Genomic DNA, 22,183 nt, shown 5'->3' with positions numbered 1-22,183 from the left:
GCCGGCTCTCCTCGGCCGGGCGCGCGAAATGACTATTGGATGTCGCGGATGCTGCGTCCCGCCCCGTTGCGATCGAAGAGGTGGAGCTGCGCCAGCGGCACGCTGACGTCCAAGGCGGAGCCGCGCGCCATGCGCGGGTCGCCGTTGAACAGCGCCGTGAAGGTCTTGGCGCCAACGGGCGCATGGACGATGGTGTGGAGGCCCAGCCGTTCGACCGTCTCCGGGGTCATGCGGAACGAGAGGTGCCCGGCCTCACCGGCGCCCGGCAGCATGGCCTCGGGCCGGATGCCGATGGTGACCGCATCGCCCGCCGACACCTCCTTGCCGTCGTAGGACACCGCGAAGCTGCCCAGCCCCTCGACGGTGAGGCGCGCGGCATGGCCCTCGACGGCATCGACACGGGCAGCGGCGAAGTTCATCGGCGGGCTGCCGATGAAGCCGGCGACGAAGAGGTTTGCCGGGTTGTGGTAAAGCTCCATGGGCGCGCCGACCTGTTCCACGCGCCCGCCGTTCAGCACCACGATGCGATCGGCCATGGTCATGGCCTCGAGCTGGTCGTGCGTCACATAGACCATGGTGGAGCCGAGCCGGCGATGCAGCTGGGTGAGCTCGGCACGCATCTCCATGCGCAGGGCCGCGTCGAGGTTGGAGAGCGGCTCGTCCATCAGGAAGATGCCGGGCTTGCGCACGATCGCCCGCGCGATGGCGACACGCTGGCGCTGGCCGCCCGACAGCTTGGCGGGCCTGTCCTGCAGGCGGGTGGACAGCTGCACGATCTCAGCGGCGCGCGAGACCTCGCGCTTGATGTCGTCCTTCGTGCGCCGCTCCATCTGCAGCGGGAAGGCGATGTTCTCGAAGACGCTCATGTGCGGATAGAGCGCGTAGTTCTGGAACACCATGGCGACGGGCCGCTGGCCGGCCTGGCGGGCGGTCATGTCGTTGCCGCCGATGGCGATGCGCCCGCCGCTGACCGGATCGAGCCCGGCGATGAGGCGCAGCAGGGTCGACTTGCCGCAGCCGGACGGCCCGACGAACACGGCGAATTCGCCGTCCGCGATCTGCAGCGACACATCGCGCAGGGCGTTGAACGCACCGTAGACCTTCGAAACACCCGACAGTTCGAGTTCCGCCAACGTGTCCCCTCCCCTGCAAATCCCGTTGCCGCGAGCCTTGGCCAGCGGCATGCAGAAGGACCTTGCAACAAATTGGACCGTGTGTAAATACTTGATCGTCTCAAGCTTTCAATTAGTGATTGTATCAGTGAACCAGCCGCTCTCATCCGACACGAAAATCCGGCCTCTCGAGGCCGCCCGGCAACAGGTTGGGGGGATCGTCGCCGCAGCGCTCACGCCTGTGACCGACGACTACCGGATCGACATCGCCCGGTGGCGCGCCCATCTCGACTGGCTGCTGGCGCAGGGGTGCAGCTACGTGTCGCCGTTCGGGTCGACGGGCGAAGGCCCATCCTTTTCGGCCATCGAGAAGATCGAGGCGCTGACGGCCCTGCGGCACGGCGGCTTCGACATGGAGCGCGTGATTCCCGCCGCCATGAGCGCGGCGCTCGACGACACGGCGGCGACCGTTTCGGCGGCGGCGCGACTGGGATGCCGGGCCGCGCTCATCGTGCCCCCCTACTATTACGGGGCGAGCGGCGAGGGGATCGCCACCTATTTCGCCGGCTGCGCAGCGCGGCTCGGCGGGACGTTCCCCATCGACATCGTGCTCTACCACATTCCCCAGATGAGCCGGGCGCCATTCACCACGGGCCTCATCGAGGCGCTGCTCGCGCGGCATGGCGAGCGGATCATCGGCATCAAGGATTCGACCGGCGTCGAGCCGGACACCGTCGCCCTTGCCGGGCGCTTCCCGTCGCTGCGGGTGTTTACGGGCGACGATCGCGTGCTGCCGCCGCTGCTGGGGGTCGGCGGGGCGGGCATGATCGGCGGCATGCCCAATATCGTCGCGCGCGAACTGGTCGGCCGTGCAGGATCGCAGACCGCGCTCAACGAGGCTGCGGCCGTCGACCGGGCGGCCCGGCGCATCGAGGCGGTCGAGGCCTGCGGCGGCGTCGTGGCGCTGAAGGCCCTCAAGGCCCGCATGGCCGATGACCCGGCCTGGCGCCGGCCGATGCCGCCGCTTCTGCCCATCGATCCGGCTGCCGAGGCGCGCCTGATATCGGCATTCGAAGCAACCCGGTTTGATTTTGCCGCGCAGTCTGATTGATTGACCGGCAAGATCAATGATCGGAGAACCTGCCATGATGACGGGCAACAACCGTTCGGGCACACCCGCTTCCGGAGCCAGGCCGGAAGCGGCGAACGAAAGCGCCCTCAACCGGCAGATCGCCTATCGCCGCTTCCAGGAGCTGCTGCTCACCGGCGACATCCGCCCCGGCCAGAACCTTTCGCAGCGCGAGCTCATGGGCAAGCTCGGCATCTCGCTGGGGGCGCTGCGCGAGCTCCTGGCCCGCTGGGAGGCGGAAGGCCTGCTCGCGGTGATGCCGCAGCGCGGCATCCAGATCACCACGGTCGACCTGCGGATGATCCGCGAATCCTACCAGCTGCGCATCGCCTACGAGCGCGAGGCGACGATCTACGCGGTCGAGCACCTCAGCGACGAGGACCTTTCCGCCCAGCGGCGCCTGCACACCAGCATCCTGGAACGCGCTGGCGCCGGCATCACCCGCGAGCTGCTCGACGAAGCGCAGCACATCGATTCGGCGTTCCACGATTTCCTGATCGCGGCGACGGGCAACGAGACGCTGATCCAGGCCTATTCGATCAATTCGCTGCGCGTGCGCATGATCCATCTCGATCGCATCCGCCTCAACCCGGCGGTGCTCGCCCCTGCGCTCGACGATCACCTGGAGATCATCGACGGCATCATGGCGCGCGACAGGGCGCGCGCCGAGAGCGCCATCGAGCGCCACATCTTCAACGCCCGCCAGCGCGCCGTGGCGTTCTGATCACCTGACCGAGGGGGAGCGGGCGCGCCCCGCCGCCTTTCGCGTCACTGCGCCGGTACGGGCGTCTCCACCATCTCGCGCATCCGCCTTGCGGTTTCGACGAGGTTGGCAAGGCACGCCTCGACCTCCGGCCAGCCGCGGGTCTTGAGGCCGCAGTCCGGGTTGACCCAGAGCTGGTCGGGCGGGATCGCGGCCGCGGCCTTCCTCAAGAGCGCTTCCATCTCGATCCGGCCGGGCACGCGGGGCGAGTGGATGTCCCAGATGCCGGGGCCGATCTCGTTGGGATAGCGGAAATCGCGGAATGCCTCGAGCAGGTGCATGTGCGAGCGCGAGGTCTCGATGGAGATCACGTCCGCATCCATGCGGACGATGGCCTGCATGATGTCCTCGAACTGCGCATAGCACATGTGGGTGTGGATCTGCGTCCCGTCGGCAACGCCCGAGGCGGTGAGGCGGAAGCAGTCGACGGCCCAGGAGAGATACGCCTCCCAGTCGCCCCGCCGCAGCGGCAGGCCCTCGCGCAGCGCCGGCTCGTCGATCTGGACGATGCCGATACCGGCCGCTTCCAGATCCAGCACTTCGTCGCGGATGGCCAGCGCAATCTGCCGGCACGTCTCTGACCGCGGCTGGTCGACGCGCACGAACGACCATTGCAGGATGGTGACCGGGCCGGTCAGCATGCCCTTCATGGGCCTGTCCGTCAGCGAGGCGGCGTAGGCGGACCAGCGCACCGTCATCGGCGCCGGACGGGATACATCCCCATAGATGATCGGGGGCTTCACGCAGCGCGAGCCATAGCTCTGCACCCAGCCGTTGCGGGTGAAGGCGAAGCCGTCGAGCTGCTCGCCGAAATATTCGACCATGTCGTTGCGCTCGAATTCGCCGTGCACCAGCACGTCGAGCCCGAGCCGCTCCTGCAGGCGCACGGCAGCCGCGGTTTCCTCCTCGAGGAAGCGCTCATAGGCGGCAGTGTCGATGATGCCCTTGCGGAGCGCCGCGCGCTTCTCGCGCACGGCCCTGGTCTGCGGGAAAGAGCCGATGGTGGTGGTCGGGAAGGCCGGCAGGCGCAGGCGCGCGCGCTGGACCTTCCGCCGTTCGGGGAACGGGCTTGAGCGCGCCAGCTCCACGGGTTCGGCAGTCCGCGCCTCGACCTCGCGCCTGTGGATGCGCGGCGAGGCCTTGTGCGCCGCAAGCGCTGCCGCGCTTGCCTCGAACGCGGCCTTGGCCGCGCCCCTGCCCCTCTTGATCGCGCTCGCCAAGGCCGCCACCTCGTCGAGTTTCTGGCGGGAAAAGGCGAGCCAGGACTTGAGCTCGGCATCGAGCCCCGTTTCCTCGTCGAGATCGACGGGCGTGTGGAGGAGCGAGGAGGAGGGGGCGATCTCCAGCCGGCCAGGCCCAATGCGGTCCCAGGCCTTCCCGACCAGCGCGAACGCCGCATCGAGGTCGGTGCGCCAGATGTTGCGCCCGTCGACGACGCCCACGGAAAGCACCATCTGCGGCCCGAGCGCATCGAGCACCGGCACGAGCTGTTCCGGCGCGCGCACCAGATCGATATGAAGACCCGCGACCGGCAGGCTCGCGGCCAGCTCGAGATTGTCGAGCAAGGCGCCGAAATAGGTGGCGACGAGGATATTCGGAGCGACCGGCGCTAGCGCCGCATAGGCCCTGGCGAAGGCGGCCTTCTGCGCCTCGCTCAGGTCCAGCACCAGCACCGGCTCGTCCACCTGCACCCACTCGGCGCCCTCGGCCTTCAAGGCGGAGAGGAGGTCGGCATAGGCCGGCAGCACCGCATCGAGGAGCGTGAGCGGATCGAATCCGGCCTCTCCCTTGGCGAGGGAAAGCCACGTCACCGGCCCGACGATCACCGGCCGTGTCTCGATCCCCAGCTCGCGCGCCTCGCGGAATTCGTCGAGCGCCTTGCTGGCCGAGAGCGCGAAGCGCTGCCCTTCGTGCAGTTCCGGGACGATGTAGTGGTAGTTGGTGTCGAACCACTTGGTCATTTCCATCGCCGGCGCCTCGCTGGTGCCGCGGGCGCAGGCGAAGTAGCGCTCGAGCGGATCGGCGGTGCGCGCGAAGCGCTCGGGCACGGCGCCGAGCGCCACCGTCATGTCGAGCATGTGGTCATAAAAGGAAAAGTCGTTGGAGGGGACGATCTCGATGCCCGCCTCGCGCTGCTGGCGCCAATGGCGGGCGCGCAGCTCGCGGCCGGTTTCGAGAAGGACGGCGGCGTCGGTCTCGCCCTTCCAGTAGCTCTCGAGAGCCTTCTTCAGTTCACGATGGGCGCCGATGCGCGGGAAGCCGAGATTGGCCGATCTGGTCATGATGATACCGGTATGACGATGCGTCCCGGCGCCACGCATGAGCGACGACGGCCGGGCGTTGCGAAAACGATGAAAGGATGAGGGTGCGGAGCGGATCCGCGCGTCAGCGGGAGCGACGCATTCGGCGCGCTGCGGGCGTCGGGGTCGGCAACAGGGAGAAATGACGGTCGGTCATGGTCAAAGGTCCTTTTGCCGATTCCCCCGCCCGGCATGAAACGACGTTCGCGTCCGCGGTAGGTCTCCTGGCTCGCGGATCGTCCGGCCGCCCGCCTTCCCAGCTTTCGCCAGTGGCTCGATTGGGCGCCGTCACCGCCTACAGTTGCGGGGGCAGCTCCGGACTTGCGCGGGTCTGCCGCGCGCACCGGATTCCCGGTTATCCCCTCGCGGGGACCGTGGACCATCGCAGGATGCACCCGCGGCGGGGCTGAGTCAATAAAGATATAAAGATTTCTTTATGTGTTATCGATGCTTGTTTGCACACACGCACCCATGCACCGGGTCATCACCGCGAAAGCGGGGACCTCCGTTTGTGGTTGCAGCAGGAGGAAAACAGAGGTTCCCGCTTTCGCGGGAATGACCCTGCGGTTGGGCAGGATTAGGTGGCCTGAACCCTCAGTCCCACACCGACAGCATCGCCGTTTCCACATAGCGCAGGTGGTCGGCCATGGCCTTGCGCGCCGCGTCGGGATTGGAGCGCTCGATGCCGGCGACGATCGCCTCGTGGTCGACGAGGATATGCCGGCGCAGGTCGTCGATGCTGGCGAGATGGGCATGGAAGCGCCGGTCGACCTCCTCGCCGCGCGAGGTCCAGAGGTCGTTGAGCAGCTCGCGCAGCACCGAGTTGCCGCAGGCGTCGGCGATGGTCAGGTGCAGCGCCTGGTCGCTCGCGGCCGACCAGCGCCCGGCGGCGGTCTCCTCGCGCATCTGCTTCAGGGTCGCATGCAGCGCCGCGACGGCCTCGGCGCCGATGTTGCGCGCCGCGAGCGCGGCGACCTCCGGCTCGATGACGATGCGCGCCTGCATCACCTCAAGGGGCGAGTGGTTCTGCTCGGGCAGGGGCTCGCCGCCGTTGCGGCGCACGAACGCGCCGACGCCGACGCGGATGTCGATGAGGCCGGCGACCTCGAGTGCGATCAGCGCTTCGCGCACCGTCGGGCGGCTGACGCCGAGGTCCTGGGCAAGCTCGCGCTCGGAGGGGAGCTGACGGCCGGGTTCGGCCGCGCCCGAGACGATGAGATCGCGGATCTGGTCGGCGATCTGGATGTAGAGCTTGCGGTTGGATACGGCCTGCAGCTTCATGAGTCCCTACGCGTCGTCTTGGCGGCCGACTCGCGGCCGGGTTTGTTCACCTCACGGTCCTTTTAGCAACAAAACGGCTTTGCAGTCTACTGGCCTGACCACTTGACAGCCTAGCCTCATTACCTTAGCACTTTATCTTACGGTTCCGCCGCATGCCCGTTGGAGGACGGGTGCGGAACGCACGCAGATTTGCCGGAGGGAGGACTTCCGATCACCACCGCTGGCCGCGAAGCGCTTAACGCCTGAAGGCGCCTACGGCGCCTCGAAACGAATTTCACTCGCTGGCAGCCGGCCGGCGCCGCGGCGCCGAACCTCGGTTGCCGCCCGTTTGCCGCTGACCCGAGGGAAAAATGAATAAGCCCGTTTCCATGAAAGACCTGGTGCTGGCCGAGGACAAGAAGGCCTGGTTCGTCGACTCCCGCTTCGGCATGTTCATCCACTGGGGACTCTATGCGCTGGGCGCGCGCCACGAATGGCTGAAGAACCGCGAGGAGATCGCGGACGCCGACTACCAGAAATATTTCGAGAACTTCGATCCGGACCTCTACGACCCCAGCGAATGGGCGCGGCGCGCCCGCGAGGCGGGGATGAAATACGTGGTCCTCACCGCCAAGCACCATGAGGGCTTCTGCCTTTGGGACAGCAAGGTGACCGACTACAAGGCGACCAAGACCCCCTACGGCAAGGACCTGCTCAAGCCCTTCGTCGAGGCGTTCCGCGCCGAGGGCCTCAAGGTCGGCTTCTACTATTCGCTGATCGACTGGCACCACCCGGATTTCCCGATCGACGTGCACCATCCGCAGCGCAACCACCCGGATGCCGCCGAGATGAACATCGGGCGCGACATGACGCGCTATGCCGCCTACATGCGCGACCAGGTGACGGAGCTCCTGACCAACTACGGCAAGATCGACGTCATCTGGTTCGACTTCAGCTATCCGCGGCGCACCTATCTCAACTTCCCCGGCAAGGGCCGCGAGGACTGGCAGAGCACCGAGCTTTTGAAGCTCGTGCGCCAGCTGCAGCCGGACATCATCGTCAACAACCGGCTCGATCTCCTGGACGAGGAAGGCTATTTCCCCGACATCACGACGCCCGAGCAGTACACGCCGCGCGTCGCGCCCAAGGTCAAGGGCGAGAACATCACCTGGGAGGCCTGCCACACCTTCTCGGGCTCCTGGGGCTATTATCGCGACGAGCAGACCTGGAAGGATCCCGAGCAGCTCATCAAGCTCCTCGTCGACACGGTCTCGCTCGGCGGCAATCTCCTGATGAATGTCGGGCCAACCGGGCGCGGCACGTTCGACGACCGCGCCAACGACGCGCTCAAGGTCTACGGCGACTGGCTGAGGCTCAACGGGCGCGCCATCTACGGGGCCGGCGCCTCGCAATACGCCGCGCCCAAGGACTGCCGCTTCACCCAGCGCGGCAACCGGCTCTATCTGCACATCTACAGCTGGCCGTTCCGCCACATCCACATCGACGGCCTGGCCGACAAGATCAAATACGCCCAGTTCCTGCACGATGCGAGCGAAGTGCACTGGCTCTCGCCGGTGGCCGAGGTCGACAGCAACATCGGCGTCGTAGTGCCCGACGGCATGATCACGCTGGAGCTGCCGGTCGTCGCGCCCAAGGTCACGGTGCCGGTCGTCGAGATCATCCTCAAGGACTGAACGCAAAGCCCGGCGCCTCGAGGCCGCGAGGCGCCGGACATGAGGGAAACGCGGCCATACCGTTCAAAATGATGGATCGAGGAGGAATCATCATGAAGACAACCGCGATGCTGGCGGCCGCTGCGCTCCTTGGCGCCGCCCTCGCCGGCCCGGCCGTGGCCCAGGACCAGCCGGTGACGATCACCTGGCAGATGTGGGGGAGCGACCAGAACGATATCGCCGCCTGGCAGCACCTGGCCGACATGGTCAGCGAGGCGCACCCGGAAATCACCGTGCAGCTGCAGACGACGCCGTGGAACGACTACTGGACGAAGCTGCCGGTGCTCGCGGCATCCGGCCAGCTCGGCGATATCGTGGCCATGCAGTCGCTGCGCATGCCCAACTTCTATTCGCTGCTCGAGCCGCTCGACGAGCGGATTTCCGCCGACGGGTTCGACATCGATGCGTTCGACGCCTCGATCATCGGCGGTATGTCCAATGACGGCGTCGTCTACGGCCTGCCCTACGACGTCGGGCCGTGGATGATGTTCTACAACAAGGACAAGTTCGAGGAAGCGGGGCTTGCCCTGCCCCAGCCCGGCTGGACGCTCGACGAGTTCAAGCAGGCGGCGGTCGCCCTCACCGGCGACGGCGGCTTCGGCTTCGGCGTCGTGCCCAACGGCTATTCGATCTTCGCGGCCGCGCTCGGGGCCGACTACATCAACGAGGAAGGCCAGCTCGACCTCACCAGCACCTCGGCGCTGGCGGCGGCCGACGAGTTCCTGGGCCTCGTGACGCGCGAGAAGGTCGCTCCCCTCGTCGCTCCGGGCGCCAGCCCCGGCGACATCATCGCCGGGCGCTTCGAATCCGGCAATATCGCCATGATGGTCGACGGGCCCTGGAGCCTCATCAGCAAGCGCGACACGGTGCAGTTCGAGATGGGCCTTGCCCCCCTGCCGCGCGGCGAGGGCGACCTCAAGGCCGTGACCGCCGGTTCGGGCTTCGGCATCTCGACCTCGAGCCAGAACAAGGACGCCGCCTGGAAGGCGATCCAGGTCATCACCGGACCCGAGGCGCTGAAGTATCTCGCCGAAGCCGGCCGGGCCCTGCCCGCCCGCAAGGCCGAGCAGACCTACTGGTTCGACGTGGCGGCCGCCGGCGTCGAGGGCGCGCGCGAGGCGCTCGAATACTCGCTCTCGCACTCGGCGACCTACGAGATCACCAGCAACTGGAACGCGGTCGAGAACCTCTTCACCCAGTACTACCCGCTGGCCATGACCGGCAGCCAGTCTCCCGAGCAGACCATGCAGACGATCCAGAGCCTGGCCCAGAGCCAGTAAGGACGCCGGCGGCGGCGGGCGCGACACCTGCCGCCGCTCCCATTCCGGGAGGACCCATGACCGAGACCGTTTCCACCAGAGAAGCGACGATGGCGCCGCCCCGCCGGCGGAACCGCATGTCGGCGCAGGAAGCGCGCACCGCGCTCGTCTTCCTCCTGCCGAGCCTTCTCGGCTTCATCGCCTTCATGCTGTTTCCCATCATCGCCTCGCTCGCCATCAGCTTCACCAACTGGCAGCTGATCTCGGCGCCGAGCTTCGTCGGGTTCGCCAACTACCAGCGGCTCTTCACGCTCGATCCGGCGTTCTACACGGTGCTCGGCAACACCCTGTTCTTCACGCTCGAATACCTCGTCCTCAACATCGTCCTCTCGCTGGGGCTGGCCGTGTGGATCTCGAGCCTCAAGCGCGGCCAGCGCTGGTTCCGGGTGATCTTCTTTTTACCGACCTTCACGCCCGCAATCGCGGCTTCGGTCGTGTGGCTCCTGATCTTCACGCCCGGCGGGTTCATGGACACCGTCTTCCAGACGCTCGCGCTGCACGTGCCGAACCTGCTGCTCGACCCCAAGCTCGCCATGCAGGCGGTGATCATCGTCACCCTCTGGGCCAACGTCGGCTACAACATGGTGCTGTTCAACGCAGCCCTCGACCTCGTGCCGCAGAGCTATCTGGAGGCCGCCAAGATCGACGGGGCCAGCGCCTGGGACCGGTTCTGGAAAATCCGCCTGCCGCTGATTTCCCCCACCGTCTTCTTCGGCACGGTGATGACCGCCATCACCTCGCTGCAGGTGTTCGACCAGATCTATGTGGTGACCCGTGGCGGCCCCGGCTCGGCGACGGCGACCCTCGGCTTCGCCATCTACCAGAACGGCTTTGGCAACTACCAGATGGGCTACGCCTCGGCGCTCGCCTGGGTGATGTTCATCATCATCATGGCCTTGACCGCCCTGCAGTTCTGGCTCCAGCGCAAATGGGTGCACTATGACAGCTAATGCCCTGCCGACAGCCGCCGCCCGCCCGCGCCGCAAGCAGAAGAACGCGGGGCTCAAGCTTTTCCTCGACATCCTCAACCATGGCGCGCTCACCCTCGTCGCGCTCGCCTTCCTCTTCCCGTTCTTCTGGATGGTCTCGAACGCGGTGAGGAGCGATGCCGAGGTGCTCGCCGTGCCCCCGCGTCTGCTGCCGACCGAGTGGCAGTGGGAGAATTTCGCGGAAGCCTGGCTGCGCCTGCCGTTCGGCCGGTTCTTCCTCAACAGCGCCATCGTTGCCGGCGGGGTCACCGCCATCACCATCGTCGTTTCGGCCCTCGCCGCCTACGCCTTCGCGCGCCTGCGCTTTCCGGGGCGCGACAGCATATTCGTGGCGTACCTCGGCACACTGATGATCCCGCAGGTGATGCTGGTGATCCCGCTCTTCCTCATCGTCAACCAGCTCGGCTGGGTCAACACCTACCAGGGCATGATCCTGCCGATGGCCTTCTCCTCGTTCGGCGCGTTCCTGTTGCGGCAGTTCTTCCTCTCGATCCCGCGCGAGCTCGAGGAAGCGGCGCTGATCGACGGGGCCTCGCGGCTGCGAATCCTCGTTTCGATCATCATTCCGCTCTCGCTGCCGGCGATCGGGCTCCTCGCACTCTTCACCTTCATCGGGCAGTGGAACAACTTCCTCTGGCCGCTGGTGGTGGTGAACGGCATGGAGTACGCAACGCTCCCCTTGGGCCTTTCCATGTTCCAGACCGAGCAGGGCACGTCCTGGAACTACATCATGGCGGGCGCGGCGCTTTCGATGCTGCCGGGGCTGGTGCTCGCCGTCATCCTGCAGCAGGTCATCTACAAGGGCATCACCGTCGGGGCAGGATTCGGCGGACGCTAGGACCGTCGCACAACAACAAGGGAGGAACGTGAAATGGCCAGTGTCGCCGTCATGGATGTGATCAAGACCTACGGGGCGCTCGAAGTGCTGCACGGCATAGACCTTGCCGTGCGCGACGGGGAGTTCCTGGTGCTGGTCGGGCCCTCGGGCTGCGGAAAGTCGACGCTGCTGCGCATGATCGCCGGTCTTGAAGACATCACCGGCGGCGACATCCAGATCGGCAGCAACATCGTCACCGACCTGCCGCCCAAGGACCGCGACATCGCCATGGTCTTCCAGAACTACGCGCTCTACCCGCACATGCGGGTGCGCGACAACATGGCGTTCGCCTTGAAACTCGCCCGGCGCAGCCGCAGCGAGATCGAGGACGCGGTCAACCGCGCCGCCGGCATCCTCGACCTCTCGCACCTGCTCGACCGGTACCCGCGCGAGCTTTCCGGCGGGCAGCGCCAGCGCGTCGCCATGGGCCGCGCCATCGTGCGGGACCCGGCCGTCTTCCTTTTCGACGAACCGCTCTCCAACCTCGATGCCAAGCTGCGCGTCGCCATGCGCGCCGAGATCAAGGCGCTGCACCAGCGCCTCAAGACCACCACCATCTACGTCACCCACGACCAGATCGAGGCCATGACCATGGCCGACCGCATCGTCGTCATGCGCGACGGAGTGATCGAGCAGGTCGGCACGCCCTTGGAGCTCTACGACCGGCCGGCCAACCTGTTCGTCGCCTCCTTCATCGGCTCGCCGGCGATGAACCTCATCGAGGGCACCGTCGCGAGCCGCGACAGGCAGCCGGTGCTCGAAGCGGACAGCGGGGCATCCTGGCCGCTGCCGGTGGACCTTGCCATCAACCAGGGCGACCGGCTGATTTATGGCGTGCGGCCCGAGCACCTGTCCATCGCGCCCGGCGGCGTCGAGGCGCAGATCGTCGTCGTCGAGCCGACCGGCGCCGAAACGCATGTGCTGCTCGAGGCCGGCAAGCAGCAGATCACGGCGGTGCTGCGCGAGCGGCTCGACGTCGGCCCGGGCGCCAAACTCCCGATAGCACCGGACTTGAAGCACATCCACCTCTTCGACCCCCGCACCCAGGCGCGGATTTCACGCTAGCCCCCAGAACGTCCGACAGAACGCCATGCCCCGCATCACCGGCCTTCGCACCCACGATCTGCGCTTTGCCACCTCCCAGTCGCTCGACGGCTCGGACGCGATGAATCCGGACCCGGACTATTCGGCCGCCTATGTGGTGCTGGAGACCGGCCGGCGCGGGCTCGAAGGCCATGGCCTCACCTTCACCATCGGGCGCGGCAACGAGGGGGTGGTGGCGGCGATTGAAGCGCTGAGCGAGCGGGTCGTGGGCTTGGAGCTTTCCTGGATCGCCGAGGATCCCGGCCGCTTCTGGCGGCACGTGACGGGCGACAGCCAGCTGCGCTGGATCGGGCCCGACAAGGGCGCCATGCACCTTGCGACCGGGGCCGTCGTCAACGCCGTCTGGGACCTCTGGGCAAAGGGCGAGGGCAAACCCGTCTGGCAGCTCGTTGCCGACATGAGCCCGGAAGAGCTGCTGCGCATCGTCGACTTTCGGTACCTGACCGACGCCATAACCCCGGCCGAGGCGCTCGACATCTTCACCCGCGCGGCCGAGGGCCGCGAGGAACGCCGGCGCCTCCTCGAAGCCAGAGGCTATCCCTGCTACACCACCTCGGCCGGGTGGCTGGGCTATCCGGACGAGAAGCTGAGGGCCCTCGCCCGTGAGGCGGTGGACGCCGGCTTCACCCACATCAAGCTCAAGGTCGGGCGCAGCCGCGAGGACGACATAAGGCGCCTGAAGATCGTGCGCGAGGTCATTGGGCCTGAGCGCATCCTGATGGTCGATGCCAACCAGATCTGGGAGGTCGGCGAAGCCATCGACTGGATGGGTTCCCTCGCCTTCGCCAGGCCCTATTTCATCGAGGAGCCGACGAGCCCCGACGACGTCGAGGGCCACCGCAAGATCAGAAACGCCATCGCCCCGATCAAGGTCGCGACCGGCGAGATGTGCCAGAACCGCATCCTCTTCAAGCAGTTCATCGCCCGTGACGCCATCGACATCGTGCAGATCGACGCCTGCCGCATCGGGGGCCTCAACGAGGTGCTCTCCGTGCTGCTGCTGGCCGCCAAATACGGCAAGCCCGTCTGGCCGCACGCGGGAGGCGTCGGCCTTTGCGAATACGTCCAGCACCTTGCCATGATCGATTATCTCTGCGTCTCGGGCACGATGGACGGGCGCGTCGTCGAATATGTCGACCACCTCCACGAGCACTTCCTCGATCCCTGCCGCATCGAGAACGCCGCCTACATGCCCCCGCAGGCGCCGGGCTTTTCCATCGAGATGAAACCGGCTTCCATTGCCGCACACGACGTGGCGCCGGTGCCGGGCGGGACGAGGCGTTCGGTTGTGGTGGGGTAAAGTCGGCGATAACGGGAGAGCCCGGACATTGCCGTTACCCACCGGCTGTCATCCCGGCGAAAGCCGGGACCCAGTAAACGGCGCCGTCGCGGCTCCGCACAGTATCGCCGCCACATCAGGTCATCCCCGCGAAAGCGGGGATCTCCGTTGCAGAGAAGCAAGTGGAAACAGGGGTTCCCGCTTTCGCGGGAATGACCCCGTGGGAGTGATGGGATCCTGGGCGAAACTCGGTAGGCCGGCGTCTACTGGGTCCCGGCTTTCGCCGGGATGACAGCCGGTGGTGGGATTGATCGTGCCCGACATACGGCCGCCCTTGCGCAGGCGCGTGCGTCATCTTAATAGGAGTTCGACTCTCATATTTTAGCCGTCCGCACCAGCTTTCATGACCAGCACCCAGCCCTACCGCATCTTCGACGTCACCCTCGCCCGCTTCGCCGACGTCTCGCCGCACCTGCGGCGCTTGACCTTCACCGGGCCGGAGGTCGCCGACATGACGACGATGGCGCCGGACCAGCGCATCAAGATCTTCTTTCCCAGGGACGGGATCGCGCCGGACGTGCCCAAGGACGGCGACTGGTACAAGTCGTGGAAGGCCCTGCCGGTCGCCGACCGGGTGCCGATGCGCACCTACACCATCCGTCACCTGCGCGCCGAGCAGTGCGAGGTGGACATTGATTTCGTGCTGCATGGCGAGACCGGCCCCGCCTCGCGCTGGGCAACCCGCGCCCAACCCGGCGACCGGGTGCAGATGTCGGCACCCAATCGGCTCTCGCGGAGCCCGATCGACGGTTTCGAGTGGAAGCCGCCGGCGGGCGTCAGGCATATCCTCTTGATGGCCGACGAAACGGCGCTGCCGGCCCTCGCCGGCATCCTCGAGGAGCTCTCGGCGCGCCCGAACCTGCCGCGCGTCGAGGCCTTCGTCGAGGTGCCCTCCAACGAGGATCGCATCGCGCTTGCCGATTGGGGTGGGCTCACCCTCCACTGGCTCGCACGCGAGGACGCGGATCTGCGTCCCGGGGACCTGATGATCGACGCCGTCCGCCGCGCCCGCCTGCCGCAGGGCGCCGCTGCGGCCGACCTCGTGCTCGAGGACATCGACATCGACGCCAACGTGCCCTGGGAGCGCGCCCAGCCCATCGACGGCGGCGATTTTTACGCCTGGATCGCCGGCGAATCCGAAGCCGTCATGGCCATCCGCCGCTTCCTCATCAAGGAGAGGGGCCTCGACCGGCGCACCCTCAACCTCATGGGCTATTGGCGGTTCGGCAAGGTCTACGAGTAGGCAGGCGGGTGTCCCGCAGGCGCCCCGCATCGTTACCCCCCCACTGGGTCATCCCCGCGAAAGCGGGGATCTCCGTTTGCTAAGCAGGTGACGTCAACGGAGGTTCCCGCTTTCGCGGGAATGACCCTGTGGTCGGGTGGGGCGTTCTAACAATTTCTCCGCAAATCGTCCGCGGCTGCTCAGTTCACCGTCTCGCCGACGCGCTCAGCAGCCCTCACCCGCAGCCCCTCGAGCAGTGCGCGGAACGCGGCGACCGCCTTTTTCGAGGTCGCTTCCGGGTCGTCGGAATTGGCGATCCACTGGGCTGCGTGCAGCGAAGCGCCGTTGATGAGGCGGGCGGCCGCTTCCGGATCGATGTCGCCGACGACGCCGTCGGCTTTCAACCGCTCGAGATCGTCGACGAGGCAGGCGAGGCACCCGCTCTGCGACGTGGTCATCCACGATTCGCCGAGCACCGCAGGTCCGTCGCAGTGGATGATGCGCTGGATCTCGGGCTCGATCGCCATTTCGATATAGGCGGCGCAGCTCTCGACGAAACCGCGCCAGCCGCCGCCGGCGCGCTCCGTGATCTCAGCGAGGCGAACCGTGACCTCGGCGTCGATCTGCGAGACGACGGCGGCGAACAGCCCCTTCTTGTCGCCGAAATGGTGGTAGAGCGCGCCGCGCGTCAGCCCGGCCTCGGCGGTGAAGTCATCCATCGATGCCTCTGCGTACCCCACCGTGCCGAAGGCCCTGCGGCCGGCGGAGAGGAGCTTGCCCCGGGTTTCGGCGATCATTTGGCTGCGCGGTTTGTGCGCCATCGCTTTCCTTTCACATACGGTTCGTATATTAATTGACATACGTCGCGTATGCAACTATGTGATTGACATACGCCACGTATGTGAGTGGCGTTTCCCCGATTTTCAAGGAACGTCCCATGTCCAACCCCTATAGCGAAATCTTCCGCGCGCCGGGCGCCAAGGGCTTCGCCTCGGCCGGGTTCCTCGCCCGCCTGCCGCTCGCCATGACGACGATGGGCATCGTTGCCATGCTGTCCCAGACGCACGGCGAATACTGGCTGGCCGGCGCGGTCGCGGCCACCTTCGCCCTCACCAACGCGTTCGTCGCCCCGCAGATCTCGCGGCTCGTCGACCGGTTCGGGCAAAGCCGGGTACTGGTGCCGGCGACCACCCTTGCGGTCGCCGCGTTCGTCGCGCTGCTCGTTGCCACTTACTTGCGCTGGCCGAACTGGACGCTGTTCGCGAGCGCGGTGCTCGCCGGGTCCCTGCCCAGCATGCCGGCGATGGTCAGGGCCCGCTGGACCGAGATCTATCGCGACACCCCGCTCCTGCGCACCGCCTTCGCCTTCGAATCGGTCGCCGACGAACTCGTCTACATCGTCGGTTCGGTCATGTCGGTGGGCCTCAGCGTGACGCTCTTTCCCGAAGCGGGCGTGCTGATCTCGACGGTGAGCCTGGCCATCGGGTCGACGCTCTTCGTCATGCAGAAATCGACCGAGCCCAGGATACAGCCGGTTGCCCGCCGCCAGGGGCGTTCGGCCATCTTCCTGCGGCCCGTGCAGATCGTCACCCTGACGCTCATCGCGGTCGGCACCATCTTCGGCACGGCCGAAGTCACGGTGATCGCCCTGACGGAGGCCTGGGGCACGCCCGCCTCGGCAAGCCTGGTGCTCGGAAGCTACGCGGTCGGCTCCTTCATCGTCGGCCTCGTCTACGGCGCGCTGAAGCTGACCATGCCCCTGGCCCGCCAGTTCCTCATCGCCGTGGCGATCGTTGCGGCGACGACGATCCCGCTGCTCTTCATTCCCAACGTGCCGCTTCTCGCCCTGCTCCTGCTCCTCAGCGGCGTGGCCATATCGCCGACCTTCATCACCGCCTTCGGCCTCGTCGAGGAACTCGTGCCGGCCGGCAAGCTGACCGAAGGCATGACCTGGGTGATCACCGGCATCGCCATCGGCATGGCGATCGGCTCCTTCACCTCCGGCTGGGTCGTCGACCAGTACGGCGCCGCTAGCGGCTTCTGGGTGTCGGTGGCGGCCGGCGGCATCGCCTTCCTCGTCGCGCTGCTGGGCCAGGTGAGCCTCAAGGGCGCGCACCGGCGGGAAGCGGCGGACCTCGCCGCCGCCTGACCGGCCCTGCCCATCCGCCAAGACCCGTCCCGCCCGTGCCCCACGGGCGGGATTTTCCTTGTCGTTCTTCCGGCCGGGCGCCGCCCGGCCCCGCCGCAACCGAATCCCAAATTGTAAGTTCTGCCAATGGATTGCGCTGCAATTTGCCGCGCCATTGGGATTGGCGAGCCCTTATCCTTTTGCCATTATTGAAAAAATCGCCGTGATTCATCGGCCGCATGCGGAGCGGTCGCTTGGCGAAACGCCGGCAATGTCGCCGGCAAGGGGCCGGTTATCAGATGTCAAATCCTCCATTGCCATTCCAGGACATATTCGACGCGGGTGGCCGGGGATTGCAGCACAACGGGCTGCGCAAGGCCAATGAGCGGGCGGTGCTCAGCATCGTCGCCTTCAATCCGGGCGTCTCCAACGCCGAGATCTCGCGCCTGTCGGGGTTGGCGCCGCAGACCGTCTCGGCCATCCTCGCCGATGTCGAGAAGGCGGGCCTGATTTCGCGCGGGCAGGTGCTGCGCGGCCGGCGCGGGCAGCCGGCGACCCCGATCTTCCTCAGACCCGACGGGCGCTATTGCCTCGGCTGCGAGATCGGCTGGCGGCACCTGCAGTCGGTGCTCATCAACCTGCATGGCGAGGTGCAGGTCGAGCGCCAAGACGTGCACGACTTTCCCGACGCGCGCACCATCGTCGGCCGGGTCGGCGAGCATGCGCGCGCGCTCGCCGAAACCCTTGCGCCCGAGGCGCGCGGGCGCCTCGCCGGCCTCGGCATCGCCATGCCCACCTATATCTGGCGCACCATCGAGGAGGTGGGGGCGGATGCCGAGCAGGTCCGCCTCTGGCAGGAGCTCGACCTGACCCGCGCGCTCTCGGCCGAAACGGGGCTGGAGGTCACCATCTACAACGACGGCAACGCCGCCTGCTGGAGCGAGCTCATCGCCACGCCCCGCCCGCGCCCGTCCGACGTCATCTATTTCCTCGTCTCGCACTTCATCGCCGCCGGCGTCATCGGCCAGGGCACCCTCTGGGAGGGCCCGTCGGGCAATTCGGCCAATCTTGGCTCGATGCTCATCGACGCCAGGGACGACGGGCCGCGCGTCGCCCACCACGTCGCCTCGCTCGGCGCGCTGGCCGACCGGCTGGAGGCGGCCGGCCGCCCGCGCCCCGTCGGGCCCTACGGCGCGTGGGACTGGGACGGCTTCGAACCGGTGCTCGGCGAATGGCTCGAGGCCGGGGCCGTCGCCCTCGCCCGCGTGATCTTCAACACCGCCGTCGTCATCGAGGCGAAGGTGGCGGTCATCGACGGGGCCATGCCGCGGCCGGTGGTCGAGCGGCTGGTCGAGCGCGTCGTCCATCACCTGGGCACGCTCCCCTCGACATCGCTCGGCCCGCCGCAGGTCATGGGCGGGCGGCTGGGGCCGCTGGCGCCGGCGATCGGGGCGGCCGAGCTGCCGCTCTACCGGCGATATCTCTCGCGCTCGCTCGCCGACATCACCGGCTAGGGAGCTCCCGGCGGCTTGGGCAACGCCCTAGCCGTCCTTGAGCTCATCGAGCCGGCGCTTGAGATGGGCGCTGGGGGTGAAGACCACGACCTTGCGCGCGGCGACCGGATAGGGTTCCCCGGTCTTGGGGTTGCGCCCCTTGCGGGCGCCGCGGGTGCGCACTTCGAGCGTGCCGAAGCCGGTGAGCTTGACGGTCCGCCCCTGTCCGAGCTCGGAGCCGATGAGATCGAGCAGCCGCGTCACCAGCCGGTCAGCGTCGGTCGATGCAACACCGAAACGTTCAATGAGCCTGCGCCGCAAGCCGGCGCGCGTCAGAGTCTGGCCCAAGGCGTCATTTCCCTCCCGTTGAATGCGCCGCAAGAGACTGCTTTAGCAGAATAACTTCCAATTGAGCAATTAATGGAATGGGTAGGTTAACCGGATGCAGAAAGCTGACATGTCGCATCAGGTTATGTTGACATATTTTAGAATCGTTATAAGCTGCGCGCAAATCAGAAGGCCGCGATGCCGTTTGCCGCACGGGCTGCCCGCCCCTTGCGGCATGGGCAGGCCCGCCGCGTCAGACCGCGAGAGATCAAATCGGCCGTTCGCGCCGGAAAGGACCTGAGTTGAGACTCACCCGTCAATCCAATTACGCCGTACGCACCCTCGTCTATTGCGCCGTCAACCAGCCGGAACTGAGCCGGGTGGCCGATATCGCCAGGGCCTATGGCATCTCCGAGCTCTTCCTGTTCAAGCTTATCAAGCCGCTGGTCGAGAACGGGCTGATCGAGACCGTGCGCGGCCGCCACGGCGGCATCCGCCTCGGCAAGCCGGCCGAGGAGATCACGCTGCTCGACACCATTCGCCTGACCGAGGAGAACTTCGCGCTCGCCGAATGCTTCGAAGAGGGCGCCGACTGCCCGCTGGTGGGCGAATGCGACCTCAACGGGGCGCTGCGCGAAGCGCTCGGCGCGTTCTTTTCCGTGCTCGAGAGCTACACCATCGCCGACCTCGCCCAGAAGAAGCGCTCGCTGCGTGAGCGGCTGGGCCTGACGGAACTCCTCGCCGAAGCAACGCCGGTCCACTGAGCCGCGCCACCGGCGCAGTGATCTTCTGCACGAGCATCGTCCCACCACGCCATAAAAACATGATCTTGACAGTCATGTTTTTATGCGGCAATGTCGTCCCATCAACGTGATCGAGAGATCACGTCACCAGACGACGGGGCTTGCTGCTACCGTCTCCCCGGGCTGGTCAGGGTCCTCAACGCCCTGACCAGCCTTTTTCGTCCCCGCTCCCCTTCTCGCCCCACGGTTGCCAACGCTACCCGCCTGTGGTCTATCGCGCCATCGTGCGGGCCGATGGGGCGCCGCATTCAGTTCCCGCAGAATTCCCCATGCCCGCCGCACCGCTCCTCGCCCTGCAGAACATCCACCTGACCTTCGGGGGCACCAAGCTCCTCGAAGGGGCCGAGCTCATCGTCTCGCCGGGCGAGCGGGTGGCGCTGGTCGGGCGGAACGGCTCGGGCAAGTCGACGCTGCTGCGCATTGCCGCCGGGCAGATCGAGCAGGACGCCGGCGACCGGTTCCTGGAGCCCAGCGCCACCATCCGCTACCTGCCGCAGGAACCGGACCTTTCCGCCTTCGAGACCACCCTCGCCTATGTCGAGGCGGGCCTTGCGCCCGGCGACGACGCCTATCGCGCCCAGCACCTCGTCGAGGCGCTGGGGCTGACGGGCAACGAGGCGCCCTCGACCCTCTCGGGCGGCGAGGCCCGCCGCGCGGCGCTGGCGCGCGTTCTCGCGCCGCGCCCGGACGTGCTGCTGCTCGACGAGCCCACCAACCATCTCGACCTGCCGGTCATCGAGTGGCTCGAGGGCGAGCTCGCCTCCATGCGCTGCGCCATGGTGCTGATCAGCCACGACCGGCGGTTCCTCGCCGACCTCACTGGGGCCACCGTCTGGCTCGACCGCGGCGTCACCCGCCGCATCGAGAAGGGCTTTGCCGCGTTCGAAGCCTGGCGCGACGAGGTTCTGGAGGCCGAGGAGCGCGACCGCCACAAGCTCGACCGGCAGATCGCGCGCGAGGAGCACTGGCTGCGCTACGGCGTCACCGCCCGCCGCAAGCGCAATGTCGGCCGGCTCGAGCGGCTGGCGGGCCTGCGTCAGGACAAGCGCGAGGCGCGGCGCACGGCCGGCGGCGTCAATCTGGAAGTCTCCGAGGCCCGCGCCTCGGGCGCTCTCGTTTTCGAAGCGGAGAACATCTCCAAGTCCTTCAGCGCGCGCCGAGTGGTTGCCGACTTCTCGACCCGGGTCATGCGCGGGGAGCGCGTCGGCATCGTCGGGGCGAACGGGGCCGGCAAGACGACGCTCATCAAGCTCCTCACCGGCGAGCTCGCGCCCGATGCGGGCCGGGTGCGGCTCGGGGCCAACCTGCAGTCCGCGATCCTCGACCAGGGCCGTGCGCGCCTTCATTCCGAAACCTCCTTGAAGGACGCGCTGACGGGCGGGGGCAGCGACACCATCGTCATCAACGGCGAGGGCCGGCACGTCGTCGGCTACATGAAGGACTTTCTCTTCACCCCCGAGCAGGCCAACACGCCGATCGGCAAGCTCTCGGGCGGCGAGCGGGCCCGTGTGGCATTGGCCCGCGTGCTGGCGCTTCCCTCCAACGTCCTCGTCCTCGACGAGCCGACCAACGACCTCGACCTCGAAACGCTCGACCTCCTGGAAGAGATGGTCGCCGACTATCCCGGCACCGTCCTCGTCGTCAGCCACGACCGCGACTTCCTCGACCGGGTCGCGACTTCGGTGATCGTCGCCGAGGGCGAGGGCCGCTGGATCGAATATGCGGGCGGCTATGCCGACATGGTCGCCCAGCGCGGCGCCGGCGTCTCGGCGCGGCCGGCGGCCGCAAAGCCGGCCAGAGCCGAAAAACCCCCCGCATCCGCCCCGGCCGCCCCTGTCCCCAAGCGCAAGCTGAGCTTTAAGGAAAAACACGCTCTCGAAACGCTGCCTGGCGAGATGGAAAAACTGACCGCAGAGATCACGGCCCTCAACGCAGCGCTCGCCGACCCAAATTTCTACACCCGCGACCCCGCCGCGTTCGCGCAAAAGAGCGCCGCGCTTGCAGAGACGCAGCAAAAGCTGCAGGCGGCCGAAGACCGCTGGCTGGAACTCGAAATGCTGCGCGAGGAGATCGAGGGATAGGCGCACCGGCCGGGCGGCTTCTGCACCGCCATCCCGCCACTCCCGATGTCCTGGCGAAAGCCGGTGGGTGTGGCACCATGCTGCCACAGGCATGTCTCTATACACATCTGGAAAAAAAAAAAAAAACACAGCCTACAACACTCACGTCTGCACTATTTAAATATCATTCTGTAATATCCACATATATCACTGACACCATTACGA

18 protein-coding genes and 1 riboswitch are annotated in these 22,183 nt (G+C 67.0%); of the genes, 13 read left to right on the top strand and 5 right to left on the bottom strand.

Translation table 11 applies throughout. The features are described 5' to 3' along the window. Positions 1–32: 32 nt before the first annotated feature. Positions 33–1,133 carry an ABC transporter ATP-binding protein gene (locus VE25_RS01245; protein WP_046106764.1) on the bottom strand — a complete coding sequence of 367 codons (1,101 nt, stop codon included), beginning with the start codon at positions 1,131–1,133 and terminating at the stop codon, positions 33–35. A 127-nt stretch (positions 1,134–1,260) separates the two neighbouring features. On the opposite strand from VE25_RS01245, the gene VE25_RS01240 reads away from it, so the two are divergent. Together VE25_RS01240 and VE25_RS01235 are read left to right on the top strand one after the other, a co-directional pair. Then, entirely contained in the window at positions 1,261–2,223 is a 963-nt protein-coding gene (locus VE25_RS01240) for a dihydrodipicolinate synthase family protein (protein WP_201776024.1), read from the top strand. Positions 2,224–2,257: 34 nt separating this feature from the next. Next, positions 2,258–2,965: a GntR family transcriptional regulator gene (locus tag VE25_RS01235; RefSeq protein ID WP_244466836.1), complete on the top strand. Its 708-nt coding sequence runs from the start codon at positions 2,258–2,260 to the stop codon at positions 2,963–2,965. A gap of 44 nt (positions 2,966–3,009) precedes the next feature. On the opposite strand, the gene metE is transcribed toward VE25_RS01235, so the two are convergent. Together metE and VE25_RS01225 are read right to left on the bottom strand one after the other, a co-directional pair. Continuing rightward, the gene (gene metE / locus VE25_RS01230) at positions 3,010–5,286 is read right to left on the bottom strand and encodes a 5-methyltetrahydropteroyltriglutamate--homocysteine S-methyltransferase (RefSeq protein WP_046106763.1); all 2,277 of its coding nucleotides are present in this window, start codon (positions 5,284–5,286) and stop codon (positions 3,010–3,012) included. A 215-nt stretch (positions 5,287–5,501) separates the two neighbouring features. Further along, positions 5,502–5,696: riboswitch (cobalamin riboswitch) on the bottom strand. A gap of 202 nt (positions 5,697–5,898) precedes the next feature. Further along, positions 5,899–6,585: a FadR/GntR family transcriptional regulator gene (locus VE25_RS01225; protein WP_046106762.1), complete on the bottom strand. Its 687-nt coding sequence runs from the start codon at positions 6,583–6,585 to the stop codon at positions 5,899–5,901. A 350-nt stretch (positions 6,586–6,935) separates the two neighbouring features. Here VE25_RS01225 and VE25_RS01220 point away from each other — a divergent pair, with 350 nt between their 5' ends. From VE25_RS01220 to VE25_RS01190, 7 genes are all read left to right on the top strand, one after another. After that, on the top strand, positions 6,936–8,258 hold the full coding sequence (locus VE25_RS01220; RefSeq protein WP_046106761.1) for an alpha-L-fucosidase: 1,323 nt from the start codon (positions 6,936–6,938) through the stop codon (positions 8,256–8,258). A 92-nt stretch (positions 8,259–8,350) separates the two neighbouring features. After that, entirely contained in the window at positions 8,351–9,577 is a 1,227-nt protein-coding gene (locus VE25_RS01215; RefSeq protein WP_046106760.1) for an ABC transporter substrate-binding protein, read from the top strand. Between the two features lie 89 nt (positions 9,578–9,666). Continuing rightward, positions 9,667–10,566, top strand: a complete 900-nt coding sequence (locus tag VE25_RS01210; RefSeq protein WP_244466838.1) for a carbohydrate ABC transporter permease — start codon at positions 9,667–9,669, stop codon at positions 10,564–10,566. Beyond that, complete coding sequence (locus VE25_RS01205; RefSeq protein ID WP_046106758.1) at positions 10,556–11,443, top strand: carbohydrate ABC transporter permease; 888 nt, start codon at positions 10,556–10,558, stop codon at positions 11,441–11,443. The genes VE25_RS01210 and VE25_RS01205 overlap by 11 nt, the downstream gene beginning before the upstream one ends. 33 nt (positions 11,444–11,476) lie before the next feature. Beyond that, on the top strand, positions 11,477–12,547 hold the full coding sequence (locus VE25_RS01200) for an ABC transporter ATP-binding protein (protein ID WP_046106757.1): 1,071 nt from the start codon (positions 11,477–11,479) through the stop codon (positions 12,545–12,547). A gap of 25 nt (positions 12,548–12,572) precedes the next feature. Then, positions 12,573–13,886, top strand: a complete 1,314-nt coding sequence (locus VE25_RS01195; RefSeq protein ID WP_046106756.1) for an L-fuconate dehydratase — start codon at positions 12,573–12,575, stop codon at positions 13,884–13,886. Positions 13,887–14,268: 382 nt separating this feature from the next. After that, complete coding sequence (locus VE25_RS01190; RefSeq protein ID WP_046106755.1) at positions 14,269–15,168, top strand: siderophore-interacting protein; 900 nt, start codon at positions 14,269–14,271, stop codon at positions 15,166–15,168. Positions 15,169–15,347: 179 nt separating this feature from the next. Here VE25_RS01190 and VE25_RS01185 read toward each other — a convergent pair whose 3' ends face one another. Beyond that, complete coding sequence (locus VE25_RS01185) at positions 15,348–15,968, bottom strand: TetR/AcrR family transcriptional regulator (RefSeq protein WP_046106754.1); 621 nt, start codon at positions 15,966–15,968, stop codon at positions 15,348–15,350. 116 nt (positions 15,969–16,084) lie between these two features. Between VE25_RS01185 and VE25_RS01180 the strand changes: the two genes are divergently transcribed. Together VE25_RS01180 and VE25_RS01175 are read left to right on the top strand one after the other, a co-directional pair. Next, positions 16,085–17,296, top strand: coding sequence for an MFS transporter (locus tag VE25_RS01180; protein ID WP_046106753.1), 1,212 nt, complete (start codon positions 16,085–16,087; stop codon positions 17,294–17,296). A 332-nt stretch (positions 17,297–17,628) separates the two neighbouring features. Further along, complete coding sequence (locus tag VE25_RS01175; RefSeq protein ID WP_046106752.1) at positions 17,629–18,789, top strand: ROK family transcriptional regulator; 1,161 nt, start codon at positions 17,629–17,631, stop codon at positions 18,787–18,789. 27 nt (positions 18,790–18,816) lie between these two features. On the opposite strand, the gene VE25_RS01170 is transcribed toward VE25_RS01175, so the two are convergent. Next, positions 18,817–19,116 carry an HU family DNA-binding protein gene (locus VE25_RS01170; RefSeq protein WP_046106751.1) on the bottom strand — a complete coding sequence of 100 codons (300 nt, stop codon included), beginning with the start codon at positions 19,114–19,116 and terminating at the stop codon, positions 18,817–18,819. A gap of 281 nt (positions 19,117–19,397) precedes the next feature. On the opposite strand from VE25_RS01170, the gene rirA reads away from it, so the two are divergent. Further along, positions 19,398–19,859 (top strand): iron-responsive transcriptional regulator RirA, encoded by a 462-nt coding sequence (gene rirA, locus VE25_RS01165; RefSeq protein WP_046106750.1) that lies wholly within the window; start codon positions 19,398–19,400, stop codon positions 19,857–19,859. A gap of 308 nt (positions 19,860–20,167) precedes the next feature. Further along, entirely contained in the window at positions 20,168–21,979 is a 1,812-nt protein-coding gene (locus VE25_RS01160; RefSeq protein ID WP_046106749.1) for an ABC-F family ATP-binding cassette domain-containing protein, read from the top strand. Positions 21,980–22,183 lie beyond the last annotated feature (204 nt).

It is taken from the genome of Devosia geojensis, from assembly GCF_000969415.1.
GTDB lineage: Bacteria > Pseudomonadota > Alphaproteobacteria > Rhizobiales > Devosiaceae > Devosia > Devosia geojensis.
This window is presented reverse-complemented; position numbering and strand designations above follow the sequence as displayed.